Here is a 17,403-nt window from a genome sequence, read left to right as displayed (position 1 = left end):
CCTCAGTTGACGCCGCGCGCCGTCGGCTGCTGCAAAATGGACTGCATGATGTTTATCGCGCCGGATGCCGGATTTGCGGCGGGCGCAGACGGCTGGATCGAGCGAGCCTTGCCGCTGGAATAGCGGGACAGGCTGTCGTTATAGGTCGCGATCTTGTCGCCATGTTTGGACTTGAACGCCGCCCAGGTCGGCGAAAGCGCCGTCAAGATGCTTTGATTGAGCCCGCCGTTCTGCAAATCGGTATCGAGGTTGCGCCCGGTCGTTGCGGCATAACGCTGAGTGGCAAGCTGCCACGCCTTCGTGTCCTGATTGGCGGGCGAGAAGTCGCCGCCGCCCATGCTGTCCCAAGTCGATTTCGTGAACATATAGCGCCCGGCGGCGCTGGAAAGCTTGCCGTCCGGCGTCTTCGCGAAGATGCCCGGATGCTGCGCGAAATCGCCGAACGTCGAGCCTGCGCCGCCGTCGTAGCGGATATTGTACTTGCCGCCGCTCTCGCCCGCCGAAACGGCGTTGAGAAAGGCGCGTTGGTGCGGCGCGAGGTCGGCGTTGACGGGATCAGCGGTCGCAACCGCCTTTCCCGCCCCGGCGTCGCCCGCAGGGGCGGCGGAAGGTGCGCCTTGCGCCTGCGGGGCGTAGCTCGCCACGGATGCCCGCGCCGCCTGTGCCGCCGCAAGCTCGGTTTGGGCCTTCTGGTTGTCGATGTCGGCGCGCTTGCTAGCTCCGCTCAAGAGCCCTTCCATAAGCGCGCCCGCTGCGTTCTCGTTGCTCATGCGGCCCTCTTAACGATGCCTCGTGCCTTGGGCCTGCGCGCCGTCGTCTTGTTGTCGGCGTCGCCCTTGCCCTTCATCTGTTCGACCTTCTCGGCAAGCTCCTTGACCGCGCCCATGGTCACGCCGAGCGCGTCCACGACGTTGATGGTCTTGCCGTCGCCGAGCCCGGTTGCCTTCTGGAAGTCCTGCGCATAGGTGCCGACGTGTTCTTGGTTCGGGTCTTGCCCGGTGCCGTCCTTGTATTTCCACGCCTCAACCGGCATTTCCTTGAGCGCATCGAGCACGCCCTTGACTTCCTTCTTGTCCTCTTTCGCTTCCTCGTCCGAGAGCATGAACAGGCCAGCCATGGAGCCGAGGCCGGACATGATGCCCGACGTTTGCGCGTTCGAGGCGTTGTAGCTCTGCATCTGCTGGTTGAACTGCTGGTTCAGGATATTGGCCTGATTGCTGTAGCCCTGCATCGCGCCGGAATAGCCTTGCCCCATGATGCTGGTCGCGCTGTTGGCAAGCTGGCCGCCGGTCATGGCGGTTGCGCTCGCCGCGCCGCCCGAGGAATTGGACAAGCCGAGGTCTTGGGACGCATTGGCCGCGAGGCCGTTGCCCATGTTGATCGCCGAGCCCTGCAAGGCCATGGCCTGATTTTTGAGCGTCGTGCGCGCGTTGTTCTGCGCCCCGGCGGTCGCCAGCGCGGCTTCCGTCCCGGCGGCCCGGTCCACGCCGGCATAGCGCCCACTGGTCGGGTTTACGCCCATGGCGGCCTGCTGGCGGTTGCTCTCCGCCCGCTGCATCGCGACCGCGTTCGTCACGTCAGCCGCCGCCGCGCTCGCGGCCTCGGACTGCTTGCCGGCGCTGTCCCAATTCTTCGCCTTCGCAATGAACTCGTCTTGCAAGGGCTCGAAAACGGACTTCTGGCGGTTGTGGGCTTCCGTCGCCCATTGCTGCGCCGTCGCCTGATTGGAAAGCTCTTGATTGATGACCGAACTGTTCAAGTCGTCAATCTTGGCCTGCCGCTGCATCGACTGCGAATAGGCGGATTTGGAGAAGTCGAGCCAACCTTGCCCGACTTCGGCATTCTTCGTTGCGGCAATGCCGACGTTGGGGTCGGTGGAAGGCGTGGACTGCTTACCCATGTCTGTTCCTCGTCCATTTGCAATCTTCGCGGACAAGCCCAAGCAAGACTTCATCGTCGTCTTTGCGAGCGTGGCGAAGTCGCCCCTCTTGCTTGAAGCCGAGCTTGAGGGCCAGAACCTGCGATTTGATATTCCGCCCGGCTATCGGCGCGGTGACGCGGCGCAAGCCAAGCTGGATGAAGGGATAGGCGAAGAACTCGCGAAGGGTCGCGGGCGTCGCCCATAACGCGCCCGGCTTGGCGCAAACGTGCATTGAGCACGTCGCCCCGTCGAAGAACGTGTTGTAGAGCACGACGACGCGAAGCTCGTCGCCGTAATAGCCGGCAAGCGCCTTGGTGTCGCTCGGCCAACCGTCGATGCCGACGCCCGCCGCTGCCCAATCAAGTTCTTTCTGGCCGCCGACGACGACGCACATTCGGTTCGGATTGTCCATGGCCTCGCTCGGATTAAATCCGAAGCACCTTAGCTAAAATCGGAAATGAGCGCCAGAAGCGCGGCGTGCAAATTCGCAACGTCCTGGCGGAGCGCGTTGAAGTCTGATTGCGTCGGCGCGGCGCTTACGGCGGTCGATGACATGCCGGGCACGTTCGCGCCCGCCGCCGCGTCCAGTCGGCCCTTGGTCGCCGCCTCGTCCGTCTGCAAGGTCGATATGTTGCCCTGCGCCGTGGTCATGTCGCCTTGCAGCGCGGTCACGCCGTCGTTCAGCGTGTTCACAAGCTGCCCGATCTGCGCCAGCGTGTCGGCGATGGTCGCGGCCTTCTTCTTGGTCCCGCTCGCCGTCTTCATGGTGCCGGCGAGCGCGTTGGTGAAGCCGGCAAGGTCTTTCACGCGAAGGGCGGCCATGTTCGGGTCGCCGCGCTCGCCATTCAGCGTCTCGGTCTTCTCGCGGAGCGCGTCGCTCAGGCGTTCTTGCGAAGTCCTCATTGCTGTGCTCCGTGAAGGCCGATTGCAAGCTCGTGCGGAGCCCCGGCGAGCAACGCCGCGTTGATTTGCAGCGTGCCGACGAACTCGATTTCCCAAAAGCGAGCGAGGAAGCCCGACGTGAGCCGTTGCACGCTGTTGACCGTCGTCAGGCTGGTGGTCTTGATGCCGTCCGAATAGACATTGATCGTCAGCCCGGTCGGCGGCGCGAGGTCGCCGGCAAGCCCGCTGTCCGAGGTCGGGAACGTGGCGTTGACGAGCGTCCCCGCCGCAATCGAAAGCTCGGGAAGGCCAGTCTGCGCAACGTCCGAAATGTCCTCGGCGTCAACGAGGATCGCGCCGTAATTTATTCCGCCCGTGTGGGCGAAGGTCTTGGAGCGCCACGTCATTTGCATGAAGGGCTGCAACGGCGCGTCAAAGATCGTGACCGTTTGCCCGCTCTTGAGATAAAGCAGGCCCGCGCCGATCTCGAAGAACATGAAGTCTGAGAACAGGTCGAGCCGCGAAATGAACGGCTGTTCTCCGCTCAGATCGAGAGACAGAAGCCCTTTCTGCTCGTTCCCGTCATGGTCCACATAGTCGTAATTGACCATGTAGCGCCCGTCGTACTGCGAACAGATGAAGCTCGCCGGGGCCATTTTCACCCAATCGTCCCGGTTGATGAGCTTGCGGCTGACAAGCTGAGCGCCCTGGCCTGAAATGACCACGAGGCCGTCGGTCGAGGCGTAGGCGACGGAATAGCCAAGGTCCACCACGGAACGCTTGGCGACGCACGGGTAGTTGACTTCCAGCCGCTCCATAATCATCGCGTCCGGCGTCGTGCCGGTGATGACATAGGGGTTGCCCTCGGTGAGCACGGCGATGGACTGGCCGAACACGCCGAGCGCGACGATGTTGTAATTCGTCGTCAGCACATACTTTTCAGGCCAAGCGTGTGGAATGTACGGCTCCGAGAAATAGACCTTCTTGCCGTCGAAGGCGGCCATGATGCCGTTCGGAAGCGCGATGATGCCTTGCAGCGTGTCCGGCGGCGGATTGTAAGAGAGCGAGGGGACAATCTCCTGAATGGGGTTGCCCTCAACCGTGTCAACATAGGTGCTCGGGACCGGAAGCAACTGCTCGTCAATGAAATAGAACTCGGTCGCGCCGGTCGCCGAGGTCTGCGAGCGATAGAGGCGATAGCGGTTGATCGCCCGGCCCGTCGGCGGCGCGATGAAGCCCGTGATGGACACGTCCATGCCGGGGCTGCGCAGGACTTCGGACGATGCCGGCGCGGGCTCGCTTTCCTCGTCGTAGAGCGTCACGTAGGTATAGGTGTAGAGGTAGCTTTCCTGTGTGTCGCTGTCCGGCGTGCCGGTGACGGTAGCCGTCAGCGCCGAGGCCGGCGTCGGGACCGCGAGCGGATAGACCGTCGAGCTATCGACAATCATCTTCGGAGCGCCGTCGCCGGTCACATAGAGCCGGTTGTCTGCGATGGGCGCGGCAACCACGTCCACCAGGGCGGCCCACTCGAACCACACGCTTCCGCGCTTATAGAAGGTCTTCGTGGTCGATGCCGTCTCGCGATAGGTCTTCGGCAGGCGGAACGGCGCGATTGCGCCATTCACCAGCTTGCAGTTCTTCGCCATCCGCGCGTAGCCGTCCGGCAGAAGGCGGGGAGTGAGCTTCGGGATTTCGCCTGCGAAGCTGGTGAGTTGCAGCATGTTCGCGCCTCAATGGTCCGCAATGTCGCTGAAATATTTGTGCATCGCGGCGCACGCCATGGCGTATTCCACCTGTGCCCAAAAGCGGTGATAGGTCGGCGTCGGGACCGGAGCCGTCGCCGGGTTCGCGATATAGTTCTGGATCGTCGTCCAGAGCGGGTCCGATTTTTGGAACGATCGGATGGAAATGTACGTCGAAGACTGGTTGATCGGGTCGCCGTTCGGCATGGTGCCCGTCCAGTTCGACGGGATATAAACCGGGTCGCCGTAGCGCAGATAGTCGCCACGGGCCTCCGGCTTCGCGATGCCGATGTCGTCCTTGTAGAGCGTCCAAATCCGGTCGATGAGCCCCTTGGCGAGCACATAGGCGTCTTCCGGGGTCTTGCCCGTCGGGCTGTTCGGAATGGCCGTCGTGAACTTCGACAAATTGCGCTTCGCCTGGGCGTAGAAAATCAGGAGCGAGGCGAGGGACGAGCCCACACCAAGATCCTGCCCGGTGGCGACGACGGTGAATTTCAGGTTCGGGTTCGGGACGGCGGAAGCGTTCCAGAAGGACGAATAATCAGGGCTCGCGCCGGGCCAGTTGAGCGACGGGAGGTATTCATAGACGCCTTCGAGGTTCGCCGCGGTGGTGGTTTGACCGGCAATCGCGCTCGGCGAAGTCCAGTTGAGCGTGTCGGGAAGCGTGAAGCCGCCGTCGGCGTCGAGCGTGACGTGCTCAAGCACCCATTGCACGAAGCGGTCGAGGATCACTTCGCAGTTCGGGCGGATCGCCGTCGCGAGCGAGTTCGTGTCGATGGTGACTTGGTGGAACAGTTCCGCGACGCGGCCCAAGCCCCACACATTGAAGCCGAACCAGTTGTTCGACGGCGGATCGTGCCACACGGGCGCGTAGGTATAGACCATGCCGTAGAAGGTGTTGGTCTGCCGGCCATCGGTCGGAACCACATAGCGGCCTTCCATGGAGTTCGAGACGCCGCCGGCAATCGGCCCTTGCTCGGTCTGCAACCAGCGGATCATTTCCAACTGGCGATAGAGCGAGCCAAGCCAAATGTCGCCCGCGCTCGGGGACTGCGGGATGAAGCCGCCGCCGCCGGTCGCCATGTAATAGGCGATGTTCGGGGCCTGATAGCCTTGGTGCGCGTCGGACGAGCCGATGCGGAAGGCCCACGAAGGGGTTTGGCCCGACGCGGGCACTTCGCCGCCCCAGGAGGCATACCACGAAATCAGGTAGTGGCAGGAGCCATAGGGCGCTCCGGCGGTCGCCGCGTTCTGGTTGTCGCCGATCTTGCGAAAATACTTGTCGAACAGGCAGTAGCGCAGATAGTCGCCCATCTTCTTGGCGTAATTCGAGCCGGTCGTGACCGGGGCCGGCTTGCTCGCGCCAGAGAAGGCCGTCGAGGCGGCGCGGAACGCCCATTGCAGCACGCGGCCCTCGGCGTCCGGCGCGCAGGTATAGCGCCATTGCTTGCCGTAATCGTAGGGCGCGGCGGGATAGAGCGGCTTGTTCTGCTGGAAGACGGGAAGGAAGCCATAGCCGGACGAGCCGCCGCCATAGCTGAAATCTTCCCAACAGGGAAAGTCGAGCGTTTCCCAAGTGCTCTCTTGAAGGCCGCGCTGGAAGTTATGGATGAGCACGCACGTAGTCGTGCCGTCGCCGTTGTGGAAGCCGTAAACCCCGTCCACGTCCACAAGCCAGTGCATGAGAAACATGCTGCCCACGGAATAGGTGGTCTTCAACTCGGTGTAGAGCGGGTCGGGGCCAACCGGAGCGCCGACGACGCCGAGCACGGGGTATTGGCTCGGATTGTTCTGCTCGGGCGCATAGGTCGCGGGCGCAGCTGGCGTGTAAGTGCCGTCGGGCTGGTTGCTCGCGTTGGGAATGAAGGTCGTGGTGATAGAGTTCCAGCACGCTTGATAGCCCACCCAATCGGAATGGAGCGCGCCTTGCCACGCTTCGAGGCCAACCCAAAAGCTGATCGTTTCCGACACGCTCTCGTGGCCGTGGTCGGGAGCTTCGCAGATGAGCTTTTCCGGGCAATGATACGGGACGGTACGCGCCCTCGCGCCGGAGGGCGGCCCGAAATAGCCGTTGTCGGCGTTCTTGAGCGCCGCGTACATGAAGTCGAAGCGGTCGAGATAGCTCGCAACCGCAACGGTCGGCGTGCCGATGGTGCCGACGCCGCCGCCGGTCTGGATCGAGCAATTGACCGGGTTCGAGAGCTTTACATGGAAGGTTTTGCCCTCGGTGGTGGTTTCGCCGAGGAACACGTCGATGGTCTTGGACAGGTCGCCCGGCGCGAAGGTCAGCGTTCCGGTCACAGCCTCGAAGTCCGTCCCTGCCACGCCGGTATCGGCGGCGAGCGCGGTCGCGGCGTAATCGACGCTCACGGTCTGGTCGCTGGCCTCGTTGAGCGTAACGGTGAAGGTCGCTTTGCGCGTGGTGCTAAGGGTCATGGATTGGGGACCGATACGTTGTTGATGGAGACGACGGGGCCGGAGAGCGCGTCTTCGCCTGGGATGGTGCAAGGCGCGCTGGAGGTTGCGAGCGTGGCGTTCGTGGGCGCGGACAAGACGACGGTAAATTCCTCGTCCACGGTGCCCGGAAGCGTGTCGCGAACCGGAACCATGATTTGCTTCGTCGTCTGCCCTGGCAGGAAGGTGAGCGTTCCGCTTTCGGCGGTGAAGTCGCTTGGCGCAACGGCGGTGCCGGGCGCGGTCGTGTAGGCGACGGTGACAGTCTGCGTGCTCGCCTTGGAGAGCGTCACGACAAAGACGGCGGAGCGGGACAAAGCATTCTCCTGTTAGAACGAGGCGACGCCGAGCGGCGTAAAGATCAGGTGCGAGCCTTTCAGGATGTTGCACCAACTGCCGGTGGCGAGCTTCACCTTGAGGTCGGGTCCGGTGGGGGCCACGTAGGAAAACAGCGCGACGCCATCAATCGCAATCGTGCCGTCCTGCACGGTGCCGACGCCAGCAATCAGGCTCACGGCGTCTTGCGTGGTGGTGGTCAGCTTGAGGGCTCCGCCGCTATCCGCCGAAAGGGCAGACATACGGAAGGTGGTGGCTCCCTCGTTGTACGATTGGATTGCCAGCGTCGCGGTCGTGTCGGATTGCGTCAACAGCGTGCCAGTGACCCTGTAGAGCATCCCGGTCACTGGCGGCGTCGCTGTGGTCATAGAGAGGTTCGTGAAGCTGGCGGCGTTCAGCCCAACGTCGGCGTGCATCACAGACGCATAGATCGTCGCGCCGCCTCCGCCGCCCGAGCCCGCCGGGCCGGTCAGGTTGCAGATGGGCGAGCCCCACGAGCCGGCGGCCTTGGTGTAAACGTCGCCCGTCGCGGTGCGCAGATAGAAATCGCCGTTCGCGCCCGTGCCAGCCGACGGGGCGGCGGAGCCGGAAAGCCACGTCGCGCCATTCGTGCCGTTGGTGCCGTTCGTCCCGTTCGTGCCAACCAGGGCGACGCCCGAGCCGGGCCAAACGCCCGCCGCTTTCGGGCCGTAGATCGCCTTGGCGGTCGTGTCGATGTAGAAGTCGCCATTGACGCCCAAGCCAGCCGATGGGGCTCCGCCGCCGTTCAGGACGGTGTTGCCGTTCGTGCCGTTCGTGCCGTCGGTCCCGTTGGTCCCGTTCGCGCCTGCGGAGCCCTTGATGTTCGCGCTGATCGCGCCCCAATCGCCCGCCGCCTTCGGGCCGTAAACGTCGCTCGTGGCGCTATCGAGATAAATGTCGCCGTCGGAGCCGAGGCCAGCCGACGGAACGCCGGAGCCAACACGCCACGCTGCGCCGCTTCCGCCTCCGCCTCCGCCCGTAATCGTCATGACAGCAGAGCCCCACGCGCCAGCGGTCTTCGGCCCGTAAATGTCGCCCGTGGCGCTGTTCAGGAAGAAATCGCCGTCGCCTCCGACGCCGCCCGCCGGAGCGCCCGCGCCGCTCCACCAATGCGCGCCGTTCGTGCCGGCGGGGCCTTGCTCGCCCGTGTCGCCTTTCGCGCCGGTAGCGCCCTGTGCGCCCGTGTCGCCCTTCGCGCCCGCCGCGCCGGTAGCGCCTGCGGGGCCTGCGGGTCCAGCGTCGCCCGTGTCGCCCTTTGCGCCGGCAGGGCCGGCGGGTCCGGCGTCTCCCTTCGCGCCTGCGGGGCCTGCGGGTCCGGTAGCGCCGGTAGCGCCGGTAGCGCCGGCAGGGCCGCGAATGTTCGTCGCCGCCACGCCCGGCCACGAGCCGTTCGATTTCGGGCCGTAAGTGTCGCCGGTCGCGGTGTCGAGATAGAGTTGACCGTCAACGCCCATCGTGTCGGTCGGAGCGCCCACGCCCTCAACCCACGAGGCGACGGGCAGATTGCTCACCGCGCCTTCGGTCGGCTGGATCGTGCAGGCGAGTTCCGTTTCCGTCAGTTCGAGGTTCGGCGGCGGGCTCAGTTCGACAAAGAAGGTGCGCGCCGCCAAATCGCCCGCCGCGCGCCCGAACACGAGCACGTCGATTTCGCCCGAAGACAGGCCGGCGGGAATGATGAGCGTCCCGGTCGCGCCGGCATAATCCGTCCCGGCCTTCGCGGTCCCGTCCTTCGTCGCCCAAGGGATCGAGAGCGTTGCCGGCGCAGGAGCGCCGAGCGCAAGAGTGAAAGAGGCGTAGGAAGCGCCAACAAGGTTCGTCATGGTGTCCACCGCGTTTCAATCGGATTTAGGCGACAATATCGGATTAAATCCGATTATGCAGACAAAAATGGGGCGAGGAGGGCGAGCTTGACAGATTGCGGCGTCGTCCAGTCGTCGCGCACAAGGCCGCCCGTGTCTCCCGAGTTCGGGTTGAAGCACCAATAGGCCATGGACATGCCCTTCTTGCCGCCGGTCAGGTCATTGGTCGCGTCGCCGTTGAAGTCGCCGTTGAGGTATTTCACGAGGTTCGAGAACCAGGCGCTTTCCGGCGTGCCGTTCGCCACGGTCGCGTTGCCCGAGCCGTCCACGCCGAACTTGCCGCCGGCCTCGCCGATCCAGATAGGCGCGATGTTCTGCTCGAAGATGAAGCCCCAATTGGTGCTGAAAACCGAATAGAGGTTCGTCGGCCAGTTGTCCGGCGCGCTGCCGTCCGTCGCAAGCCAATTCTGCGAACTGACGGAGACGCCGTAATCGTGCGGAGAATAGACAACCTTGTTCGCGACCAACAACGCAATGGGCCGGGTCGCCACGTCCTTGAGCGCGCCGCCCCACCAATAGGACGTGCTGTCGCTGTTCTGCCCGACGCCCTCAACGAAGATGAGCCATTCGGGCGCGGCGGCGAGGATCGCATTGCCGCACGCCTCGGCGAGCGTCGCCCACTGGCTCCACGTCGGCTTGTAGGGCTCGTTGTGAATGTCCGCGCCGACGACGGCAGTATTGTCCTTGTAGCGGTTTGCGAGGAACACCCAATGGGAGTGCCACGTCGCGGCGCTGTAAGAGCCAGTCGCGCCGCCAGTGTCCGGCCAACCGTCCGTGCCGTTGCCGCCAGTGGCGACGCAACGATGGTGGTCGAGCACGATGTAAACGCCGTTGGTCTGACACCAGTCAACAATCATGTCGATGATCTGAATGGCGGTCTTGCCCACCAAGTCGGGGTTCTGCGCGGCGTCAATGGCCGTTCCCGGCGGCGTGGTGGTCGTGTTGCAAATGTCTCCCGAGAACGGGAGGCGGATGCAGTTGAAGCCCATGCCTTTGATCTGCGCTAGAATGTCCGTCCACTTGCGCGCCCAAGTGCCGTGTGGCGTGTAATTCGTGCCTTCCGCGCCGAACCAGTTGACCGAATGGAGCCGGACCTTGTTGCCCTGGGGGTCAACGAACTGGTTGCCGCTGATCGAGAGGCGAGGCAAGCCGCCAGCCGGAGCGCCGACGCCGCTGCCCGAGAGCGACACGGTAACGGGCAAAAGGTTGGCGTCCGTCATGATCGAGAGCAAGCCGGTTCGCGCGCCCGCGACCGTCGGCGTGAAAGAAACATGGATCGTGCAATGCGCCCCGGCGACGAGCGACGCCGGGCAATCGTTCGTCTGTGCGAAATCGCCCGACGCCGTGATGCTCGTAATGCCGAGCGCAACAGAGCCGATGTTCGTTAGGGTCACGTCTTTTGCTGCGGAGGTCGCCATTTCATCCAACTGTCGTGTCGGGGAAGGTCAAAGCGCCCACGTCGAGCGACGGAGTTCCGGTCGAGTTCGCGACCAAGGACGCCGTACTGATCGTGAGCGAAGGGTTTGCGGCAACCGCCGCGCCGGAGCCAGACACGCCAATCGTGGCGGTGCCAACGCTGGTCGTAACCGTCAGGATCGCCGATTGCGCGCCTGCCTTCGACGGCGTGAAGTCGAGCGCGACCGTGAACGATGCGCCGGGCGCGAGAGTGGCCGGAGGCGTCGAGGTCTGCGTGAAGTCGCCGCTGGCGCTCGAAATCGAGAGCCCGGAAATTGTGAGCGTCGCGTTGCCGGTGTTGCCAACGGTGACATGCTGCGTGGCCGCCGCGACAGCGACGGTCGAAGCGCCCATATTCACGCCCGAGGGCGCAACGGCGAGAATGCCGGTCGGCGTCGCCGGGATGACGCCGACGGAAACGACGGTCGAGCCCGCCGAAGCAACGATGTTGCCGGGAACGCCGCGCGTGCCGAGCTTGAACCGGAACAGCTTCGTGCGCCCCTGGCTTGTCGTGAGGCGGCAGAAGACGCGGTACATGCCGAGATGGATGCCGTTGGCGCACCACACGAGCGCGCCGGTATCAGCGAAGTGAACATTGGTGATGATGAGGTCGCCGGCCTGCGGCGGCAGGATCGCCGGGCGGCCCTCGTCCTCGGGGATGCAGTAGTCGGGGATCGACCACGCCCGCGCGCTGCTGACAATCTCGCCCGGCTGTAGCCATTGCGAGATGTCAACGAAATAGTCGAGCAAGTCTTCCGAACGCTTGCGCAGGACGGATTGCATGAGGGGGCCACGGTCCTGCACGCGCCGGTCGGAGAGAGCCGGGAGCGCAGAAACATCAACGGCGACGCCAATCACGGCGACGACGTTAAAACCAAGAGGGGCGCACGCGGGTTGGGGCACGTTGCTGTCCTCGTTTGTTGAAGCGGAAATTCTTGTCGCAAGCGGCTTCAAACAGGCCAGTGAAGGCGGCGGCCTTGTTGAAGTCGCTGTAGGGCTGGTCGGGTAGCGTGCAGAGACGCGCAATCGCGCCGTTCGCGATGGCCTCGCGGAAACGGTCATAAAGAACGTCGGGAAGCGTCTGCGCGTCCGGCGTCGGCGTCAGATACATGGACGCGCGGACGGTGCCGGCGGCCTTTGGCGCGATGACGATGGAATTGTAGTCGGCCTGGGCGACGCACACGGGCAGAATGCCGGCGGTCGGGCGCTGCCAATCCTGCGGCCACGACGCGGGGTCCACTTCCTTGAACGGGACGCGCGCCAGCTTGTGATTGTCGAACCAGACTTCCTCAAGCTCGTAGATCGCCGCGTCGGGCGGCGCGCACGAAAGCTCGTCCTCGTCGCCGTTGGTGCGGAAGGTCTGCACGTCGCGCCAGCATCGCGTGCGCTCGCAGAACTCGCGGGCCGCGTCGATGAGCTTTTCGTTCACGAGCGGGAACGGAGCGCCGCCGACATGGAGCAAGACGGCGCTGTAAAAATCGGTGAGGTATTTCATTGGCCGCTCCCCGCGCCCACGGCGACGGCTTTCTCGAACTGGCCGAAATAGAGCGCGGCGCGCTCGGCGGAGCCTGCGAACTGCGTGTCCTTGGAATAGGCGCGGTAGAGCACGTAATCGAGGATCGCGTTCGTATAAATGTCGCTTATGTCGAGAACCGCGCTGTAGGACGCGAGCAAGGTCACGTCGCCGGTCGGCTGCGGAATGCCGTCGGGAACCTTCGCGCCGACGGCCTCAACGATGCCGTTGCCGTCGTTCGGTGGATAGACATAGAAGACGCGCGGCTCGGCGTCATCGAACGCAACATTCTGCGCGATGGTGTGCGGGCGCGTGCGCGTGTGGTCGTGCCAGTCGGGAACGGTCATGTCGAGCGACTTGCCGTCAACTGGCAGAATGACGCGGCCCGGCGAGCGCGGCCCGGTCAAGGATCGCATGTTGCGCGGGACGCGGAGCACGCGGAAGAACGGCTCGGCGATTTCCTGCCGGGTGCCCTTCACGAGTGCCATGGTGGTAGGGCTGGAAACTGCCGAGAAGTTGCGGAGCGCGAGTTCGCGGAGCGCGTCATTGATCCACTGACGCAATTCCACGAGGGGCCAGCGCGTATGCAACTCGTCCTGAATGAGCTTCGAGGCTCGGTCCATAGTGGCGCTGGCGTTGATGGTCATCAGCCTTCGGCCTCACGGAGCGCCTTGGCGAGCGTCGCGGTGCGGGTGCCGGAGGGCGGCGGGCCGCCGAACTTGGAGACATACGCCTGAACGAGTTGGCCGCGCTCCATCTGGTCCCACTTGTCGCCCTGCGGGTCGGGAGCGCCCGTGTCGTCCTGCGCCTGGGGCTTGTCGATCTTGGCGTCTTCGGCGGCGAGAGCGGCGGCGAGAGCTTCCGGCGAAAGCATGAGGTCCGTGTGGCCGGGCGCTTCGGCGGCGGGCGGAGCCTGCGGAGCCTGCGCGGGAGCCGCTGGCGCCAGCACGGGTGCAATGGACTTGGGAGCCGGGGCCGGCGCTGCTTCGCCCTGATCCTTGGCGACGCGGAAGCCTTCCGTGATGGAGAGGAAGCGCCCGATGTGCTCGGGGTTGGTCACGTCGGCGATATGCGGGCCGCTCGGCGCGGGGGTCGGAACGAAGTGGTAGGTTTCGCCCCAAAGCGGAATGTGCGATCCGCCTGCGCGACGGATGATGCTCTCGATTTTCATGTGATTGCTCCGGCTGAAATTCAAGCGCGACGGGCCGTAGCCCGCCGCGACGCGCGAGTTCTTACTGAGCGTAGAACAAGCGCAGATGGACCTTCTTGCCAGCCGCCGGAGCAACAGCCGCGCTGAACTGAAGGCCAATCGACTGATCGGTGGCGGAGGGGGTGGCGTTGAGCACGGGCGCTTTGTTCAGCCGCGTGATGGCGACGCCCGCATCGAGCGCCTGGGCGCTGAACAGGTCGCCGGTCAGGTTGCGAACGCCCACGGTGTCGCCCGGCGTGCCGGTCAGGAAGCCGACGGTGACGGTCTTGCCGGTCAGGTCGCCCTCGGCGAACAGGTGCGCGTCCACGATGCGAGCGTTCGACGGCAGAACGCCGAGGTCCACCACATCGCCGATGCCGAGGTTGTCGGTCAGTTCGTAGTAGAAGTCGGTCTGCGTGACGAGGCCAGCCATGTACGGCATGTTGGCGCTGCGTTTGAATTTGGCCCAAAGGCTCCGAAAAATAGACACGGAATGTCTCCTTGAATTGAAGGAAGGGTTGGCGTGAGGCGGGACTAGCCAGCCTCACACGCGAGCCGGTTAGCCCTCGGGGTTCGCCGAATAGGTGTCCATCGAGATCACGCCGAAGTCGCGGTTGTTGAACCGGGTTTTCTTCACGCCGATGATGGTGCCCGCGACGACGGTCGGCTCGTTGCCGTAGTCCTCGGTTTCTTCCTTCCAGTTGTAGGAGAGCCCGCCCGCCGAGCCGTAGGCGACGACGGCGGCCTGACGGCCAAGGAACAGCGCGCGCGCCGCCGGCTGGAGGCTGTCCGCGCCGTAGTTGGCGAAGCGGATCACGCTCTCGTGCGAGTGCAGCACGACGTTGTTGATCATGCCGAGCCCGCCCTTGAAGATCGGGTTGTTGCGGCCTTCGGCGGTCACGGCGGCCTTCTGGATTTCGAGCCAGCCGGCGGTGTCGCCAGTCCGCATGTCGAACTCTTGGAAGGGCGTCATGATGCAGACGTAATGCGCCTCGCCGCCGATGGTGACGGGGAGCATGTTGGCCGCGTTCGGGTCCAGGGCGCGCATCATGCGGGCCTTGGTCACGGCGCGCTCAACGAGCGTGCGGCTCATCTTGTCGCTGCTGTCAACGGTGGCCGCCGACAAGGCGTTGCCGCCGAACATCATGTGCTGCGTGTCGGGCGCGGTCAGCGCGACGCCAGCGTGGCCGGTGTAGTCGGCGGGTTCAATGAAGTCCTCATTGATGCCGCGAGCGCCGGACAGATACATGAAGTGCAGTTCGTCAATGTACTGCGACCAGTAGTCGGACAGGCGGTCGCGCGCGACTTTGCGGAGGTCGTGGGCGGTGCGCTTGCGCGACATTTTGCCGCCGGCGCTGACTGCGTGGCGGAGCTGGTCGATTGCGACTTCATCGGTGAAGAAGCGGAGGTTTTCCTCCTTGCCCTTCACGCGGTTGTCGCCGGTCGTGGGCTTGTTGCGCAGCATGACGGACAGGTCGAACGACACGCGGTCGCCCGCGTCGCTTTCCAGTTCCGTCTTGCGCTGGATGATGTTGTTGGCCTCGGTGCCGATGAACTTCCGGGTGAAGTAGGACTTCTTCCCGGTTTCAACGGCGAGCGCCGCGCTCCACTTTTTCTGAGCTTTCGGGTCGCCAAAGGCGACGACGGTGGTGGTCATGGTAGTGCCTCATGAGGGTTGGTTTGACCCGCATCAGGCACTCTTGCGCCATTCGCTTCGCGGGAGACTATTACGCTTTACGTTTTACTTCAACCGCCCCGTGAGCTTCGCCTTCCGGCTTTTCTCTCGGGGCGGGAACAATTTCGATGGGCAAGCCGTGGTCCGTGGAAACATCCAGCCGCGCACGTTTCCCCGTCTTGCCAGAGAGAGTGATGATGCACGGGCCGATCTGGATTTTGTCGCCCGGCAGGAGTTCCACGTTCCACACGTTCATGAGCTTGCTCTTTAGCTGTTCGAGTAGGCTTCAAATTCCGACGGGCTCATCTTCGCGACGGCGGCCTCGTAGGCGTCGGGGTCCGTCTCCGCGAGGCGGTCGAGCGCGGAGAACTTGCCGCCGCTCATGTCCTCAATGTCGGCCTGGGGGACGCGCGCGAGCGTCGGCGGGATTTCGCGCTTGCCCTTCGGGGTCGGCGTCGGGGCCGGCGCGTCGCCCTTCGGGGCCGGCTTGCCGAACGCCTTGCCCATGTCCGTGTCGAACAGGCGGAGCGCCTTCGCCAACTGCGCCTTGTTGGACAGGCCAGTGTTTGCGGCGTCGCCGGTCACTTGGCGCACATAGGCGTCGAAGGTCTGGACCAGGGCGTTGGAGGCCATGACGTGAGCCGCCGGCCCTGCCATGAACTCGCGCACGTCGGCGTCCCAAGCGTTCGTCTCGGCCTGTTCCCTCATGCTCGCGGCGAGTTCGGCCTTCTGACCTTCCCATTGCAGCGTGGCGCGCTTGTCGGCGACTTCGCGCAAGCCCTTGCGGTATTCGCTCGCCGTGATGTCGCCGTCGTCAAACTGCGCTTCGAGCGTGGCTTCCGCGTCGTCCAGGGCCTTCAAGGCGGTGTCGTCCGGCTTGGCCGCCACCAACACGGGCGCGATGGGCTGCGCGCGGTCCTCGGGGCTCAGTTCGGGCTCGGCGGGCGTCTCGCCCGGCTTCGGGGTTTCGGGGGGCGCTGCCGGAGCGCCGCCCTCTCCGCCGTCGCCGCCTTCGTCGCTGTCGTCGTCGCCGAGGATGATCGGCGCGTCGCCTTCGCCGAGGTCTTCTTTCAGGGCTTCGATTTCCGCTTCGGTCAGGCCGTCGAGGATTTCTTTCGGGGGGTTCAACATGGTGTGCGTCCTTCGGATTGTTTCAGGTGAAATCGGGTGAAATCGGATTTATTCCGAGGCTTCGGGCACGCAAAAGGCGTCCGAGCCGAGATAGTTCCAAGCCGCTGCGGCATAGACGATCACGCCCAAGAACTCGGCGCGGGCCGCGTCCGTCTTGCCGCGCAAGGCCATGTTGCCGGCCTCCTGCGCCTTCTTGATGATCTGGTAGGCGTGCCCGACGATGCCGGCTTGGCCGAACAGTCGGACAATCTCCATGATCGGCTGTTCATCGAACGGCTTGCCGTTGGCGTGACGCTCGTTGCCCTTGCCATAGGCGGATTGCTCGAAGGCGGCTTGGAGCGCGCGGCGCAACGGCTCGTAGCCCTCGACAGCCGGAAGCACCGCGCCGTCCGTGTCGAACGTCCACGGCTTGCCGTGCTCGCCGGGCTTGCCGCGTCCGGTGGCGTGACCGAACTGTTCATCGAGCTTCTTCGCGAAGCCAGCCTCGCCGGCCCTGATCGCGTGCGAAACGTCGTCCTTGTCCCCGCTCATGCTGCTTCTCCGATTGCGTCGAGAACCGCGCCGGCCAGTCCGAGCGGGTTGCCGTTGGCGTCGCGCGTGAGCGCAGCGCGCAGGCTTTCCATGGTCGCGCCGTGCTGCAAGGCGAACGACATGAGGATCGCGGTATCGCGCGCCAGATGGTCAAACATTTGGTCGCGCTTGTGCGAGTTGACGAAGATTTCGCCCACGCGCCCGTCCTCGTAGCGGCCAACCGTCACCGCGAACGGCGCGGTCAGCGTGTCAAATTGGAGGTCGAAGGTTTCGGCCTCGCGGCGTTGCGCCAATGCCTCGCGCGTCACTTGGCGTCCTCCGCCTTGAAGTGTTTGCCGATGAAGGCGAGCACGGCTTCGAGGTCGCCCGCGAACATGATTTCGCCTTGCACGCCAATGTTGCCGGGCGAGGTCAGCACGACAAACCCGCCGTGCTTTCCGCGCATGATCTTGATGGCGTCCTCGCTCATTTGGTGGCCTCGATCTGGCGATGTTTGAACACGCCGCGCACATGCTTGATGAAGTGCTGGCCGATGGACTTCGCTGAAATCAGCGCAAGGTGCGTCTCCGGCTCAACCTCGTGATACTCGTACTGCGCGCCGCTCGGGAAATGGACGTGCAAGACCTTCTTGGCGGCGTCGTAGCCGACTTGAGAAATCATGCTCGATTTGACGGGCTTCATGTGCATGGTCGTG

Annotated in this window: 21 protein-coding genes; all 21 read right to left on the bottom strand. The window is 64.4% G+C overall.

The window, feature by feature from the left end; all coding sequences use genetic code 11:
- Window positions 1-2: 2 nt before the first annotated feature.
- The 21 genes from GJ654_RS10470 to GJ654_RS10375 all read right to left on the bottom strand — a co-directional run bounded on the left by GJ654_RS10470 (window position 3) and on the right by GJ654_RS10375 (window position 17,396).
- Complete coding sequence (locus GJ654_RS10470) at window positions 3-770, bottom strand: hypothetical protein (RefSeq protein ID WP_155446103.1); 768 nt, start codon at window positions 768-770, stop codon at window positions 3-5.
- Window positions 767-1,900 carry a tail fiber domain-containing protein gene (locus GJ654_RS10465; protein WP_196305507.1) on the bottom strand — a complete coding sequence of 378 codons (1,134 nt, stop codon included), beginning with the start codon at window positions 1,898-1,900 and terminating at the stop codon, window positions 767-769. Before GJ654_RS10465 ends, GJ654_RS10470 begins: the two co-directional genes overlap by 4 nt.
- A complete protein-coding gene (locus tag GJ654_RS10460; RefSeq protein ID WP_155446101.1) occupies window positions 1,893-2,333 on the bottom strand; it encodes a GNAT family N-acetyltransferase in 441 nt (146 codons plus the stop codon). Before GJ654_RS10460 ends, GJ654_RS10465 begins: the two co-directional genes overlap by 8 nt.
- A gap of 29 nt (window positions 2,334-2,362) precedes the next feature.
- Window positions 2,363-2,824 carry a hypothetical protein gene (locus GJ654_RS10455; RefSeq protein ID WP_155446100.1) on the bottom strand — a complete coding sequence of 154 codons (462 nt, stop codon included), beginning with the start codon at window positions 2,822-2,824 and terminating at the stop codon, window positions 2,363-2,365.
- The gene (locus GJ654_RS10450; RefSeq protein WP_155446099.1) at window positions 2,821-4,524 is read right to left on the bottom strand and encodes a hypothetical protein; all 1,704 of its coding nucleotides are present in this window, start codon (window positions 4,522-4,524) and stop codon (window positions 2,821-2,823) included. The genes GJ654_RS10455 and GJ654_RS10450 overlap by 4 nt, the downstream gene beginning before the upstream one ends.
- A 9-nt stretch (window positions 4,525-4,533) precedes the next feature.
- Window positions 4,534-6,981, bottom strand: a complete 2,448-nt coding sequence (locus GJ654_RS10445; protein ID WP_155446098.1) for a glycoside hydrolase family 48 protein — start codon at window positions 6,979-6,981, stop codon at window positions 4,534-4,536.
- Window positions 6,978-7,316, bottom strand: a complete 339-nt coding sequence (locus GJ654_RS10440) for a Calx-beta domain-containing protein (RefSeq protein WP_155446097.1) — start codon at window positions 7,314-7,316, stop codon at window positions 6,978-6,980. The genes GJ654_RS10445 and GJ654_RS10440 overlap by 4 nt, the downstream gene beginning before the upstream one ends.
- A gap of 12 nt (window positions 7,317-7,328) precedes the next feature.
- Complete coding sequence (locus GJ654_RS10435) at window positions 7,329-9,176, bottom strand: hypothetical protein (RefSeq protein WP_155446096.1); 1,848 nt, start codon at window positions 9,174-9,176, stop codon at window positions 7,329-7,331.
- A 53-nt stretch (window positions 9,177-9,229) separates the two neighbouring features.
- Entirely contained in the window at window positions 9,230-10,633 is a 1,404-nt protein-coding gene (locus tag GJ654_RS10430; protein ID WP_155446095.1) for a cellulase family glycosylhydrolase, read from the bottom strand.
- 1 nt (window position 10,634) lies between these two features.
- On the bottom strand, window positions 10,635-11,573 hold the full coding sequence (locus tag GJ654_RS21585; RefSeq protein WP_196305505.1) for a choice-of-anchor D domain-containing protein: 939 nt from the start codon (window positions 11,571-11,573) through the stop codon (window positions 10,635-10,637).
- Window positions 11,539-12,165, bottom strand: coding sequence for a hypothetical protein (locus tag GJ654_RS20795; protein ID WP_196305504.1), 627 nt, complete (start codon window positions 12,163-12,165; stop codon window positions 11,539-11,541). The genes GJ654_RS21585 and GJ654_RS20795 overlap by 35 nt, the downstream gene beginning before the upstream one ends.
- Window positions 12,162-12,830 carry a DUF6682 family protein gene (locus GJ654_RS10420; RefSeq protein ID WP_155446093.1) on the bottom strand — a complete coding sequence of 223 codons (669 nt, stop codon included), beginning with the start codon at window positions 12,828-12,830 and terminating at the stop codon, window positions 12,162-12,164. Before GJ654_RS10420 ends, GJ654_RS20795 begins: the two co-directional genes overlap by 4 nt.
- Window positions 12,830-13,354, bottom strand: a complete 525-nt coding sequence (locus GJ654_RS10415) for a hypothetical protein (RefSeq protein WP_155446092.1) — start codon at window positions 13,352-13,354, stop codon at window positions 12,830-12,832. Before GJ654_RS10415 ends, GJ654_RS10420 begins: the two co-directional genes overlap by 1 nt.
- A gap of 61 nt (window positions 13,355-13,415) precedes the next feature.
- Window positions 13,416-13,862, bottom strand: a complete 447-nt coding sequence (locus GJ654_RS10410; protein WP_155446091.1) for a hypothetical protein — start codon at window positions 13,860-13,862, stop codon at window positions 13,416-13,418.
- Window positions 13,863-13,931: 69 nt separating this feature from the next.
- Complete coding sequence (locus GJ654_RS10405; RefSeq protein WP_155446090.1) at window positions 13,932-15,029, bottom strand: N4-gp56 family major capsid protein; 1,098 nt, start codon at window positions 15,027-15,029, stop codon at window positions 13,932-13,934.
- Window positions 15,030-15,099: 70 nt separating this feature from the next.
- Complete coding sequence (locus GJ654_RS10400) at window positions 15,100-15,303, bottom strand: hypothetical protein (protein WP_155446089.1); 204 nt, start codon at window positions 15,301-15,303, stop codon at window positions 15,100-15,102.
- A gap of 11 nt (window positions 15,304-15,314) precedes the next feature.
- On the bottom strand, window positions 15,315-16,178 hold the full coding sequence (locus tag GJ654_RS10395) for a hypothetical protein (protein ID WP_155446088.1): 864 nt from the start codon (window positions 16,176-16,178) through the stop codon (window positions 15,315-15,317).
- Window positions 16,179-16,226: 48 nt separating this feature from the next.
- Window positions 16,227-16,709 (bottom strand): hypothetical protein, encoded by a 483-nt coding sequence (locus GJ654_RS10390; RefSeq protein ID WP_155446087.1) that lies wholly within the window; start codon window positions 16,707-16,709, stop codon window positions 16,227-16,229.
- The gene (locus GJ654_RS10385; protein ID WP_155446086.1) at window positions 16,706-17,017 is read right to left on the bottom strand and encodes a hypothetical protein; all 312 of its coding nucleotides are present in this window, start codon (window positions 17,015-17,017) and stop codon (window positions 16,706-16,708) included. Before GJ654_RS10385 ends, GJ654_RS10390 begins: the two co-directional genes overlap by 4 nt.
- Window positions 17,014-17,178 (bottom strand): hypothetical protein, encoded by a 165-nt coding sequence (locus tag GJ654_RS10380; RefSeq protein ID WP_155446085.1) that lies wholly within the window; start codon window positions 17,176-17,178, stop codon window positions 17,014-17,016. Before GJ654_RS10380 ends, GJ654_RS10385 begins: the two co-directional genes overlap by 4 nt.
- Window positions 17,175-17,396 (bottom strand): KTSC domain-containing protein, encoded by a 222-nt coding sequence (locus tag GJ654_RS10375; protein ID WP_155446084.1) that lies wholly within the window; start codon window positions 17,394-17,396, stop codon window positions 17,175-17,177. The genes GJ654_RS10380 and GJ654_RS10375 overlap by 4 nt, the downstream gene beginning before the upstream one ends.
- Window positions 17,397-17,403: the final 7 nt, after the last annotated feature.

The sequence above is a fragment of the Rhodoblastus acidophilus genome, from assembly GCF_009720655.1.
Taxonomy (GTDB): domain Bacteria; phylum Pseudomonadota; class Alphaproteobacteria; order Rhizobiales; family Beijerinckiaceae; genus Rhodoblastus; species Rhodoblastus acidophilus_A.
This window is presented reverse-complemented; position numbering and strand designations above follow the sequence as displayed.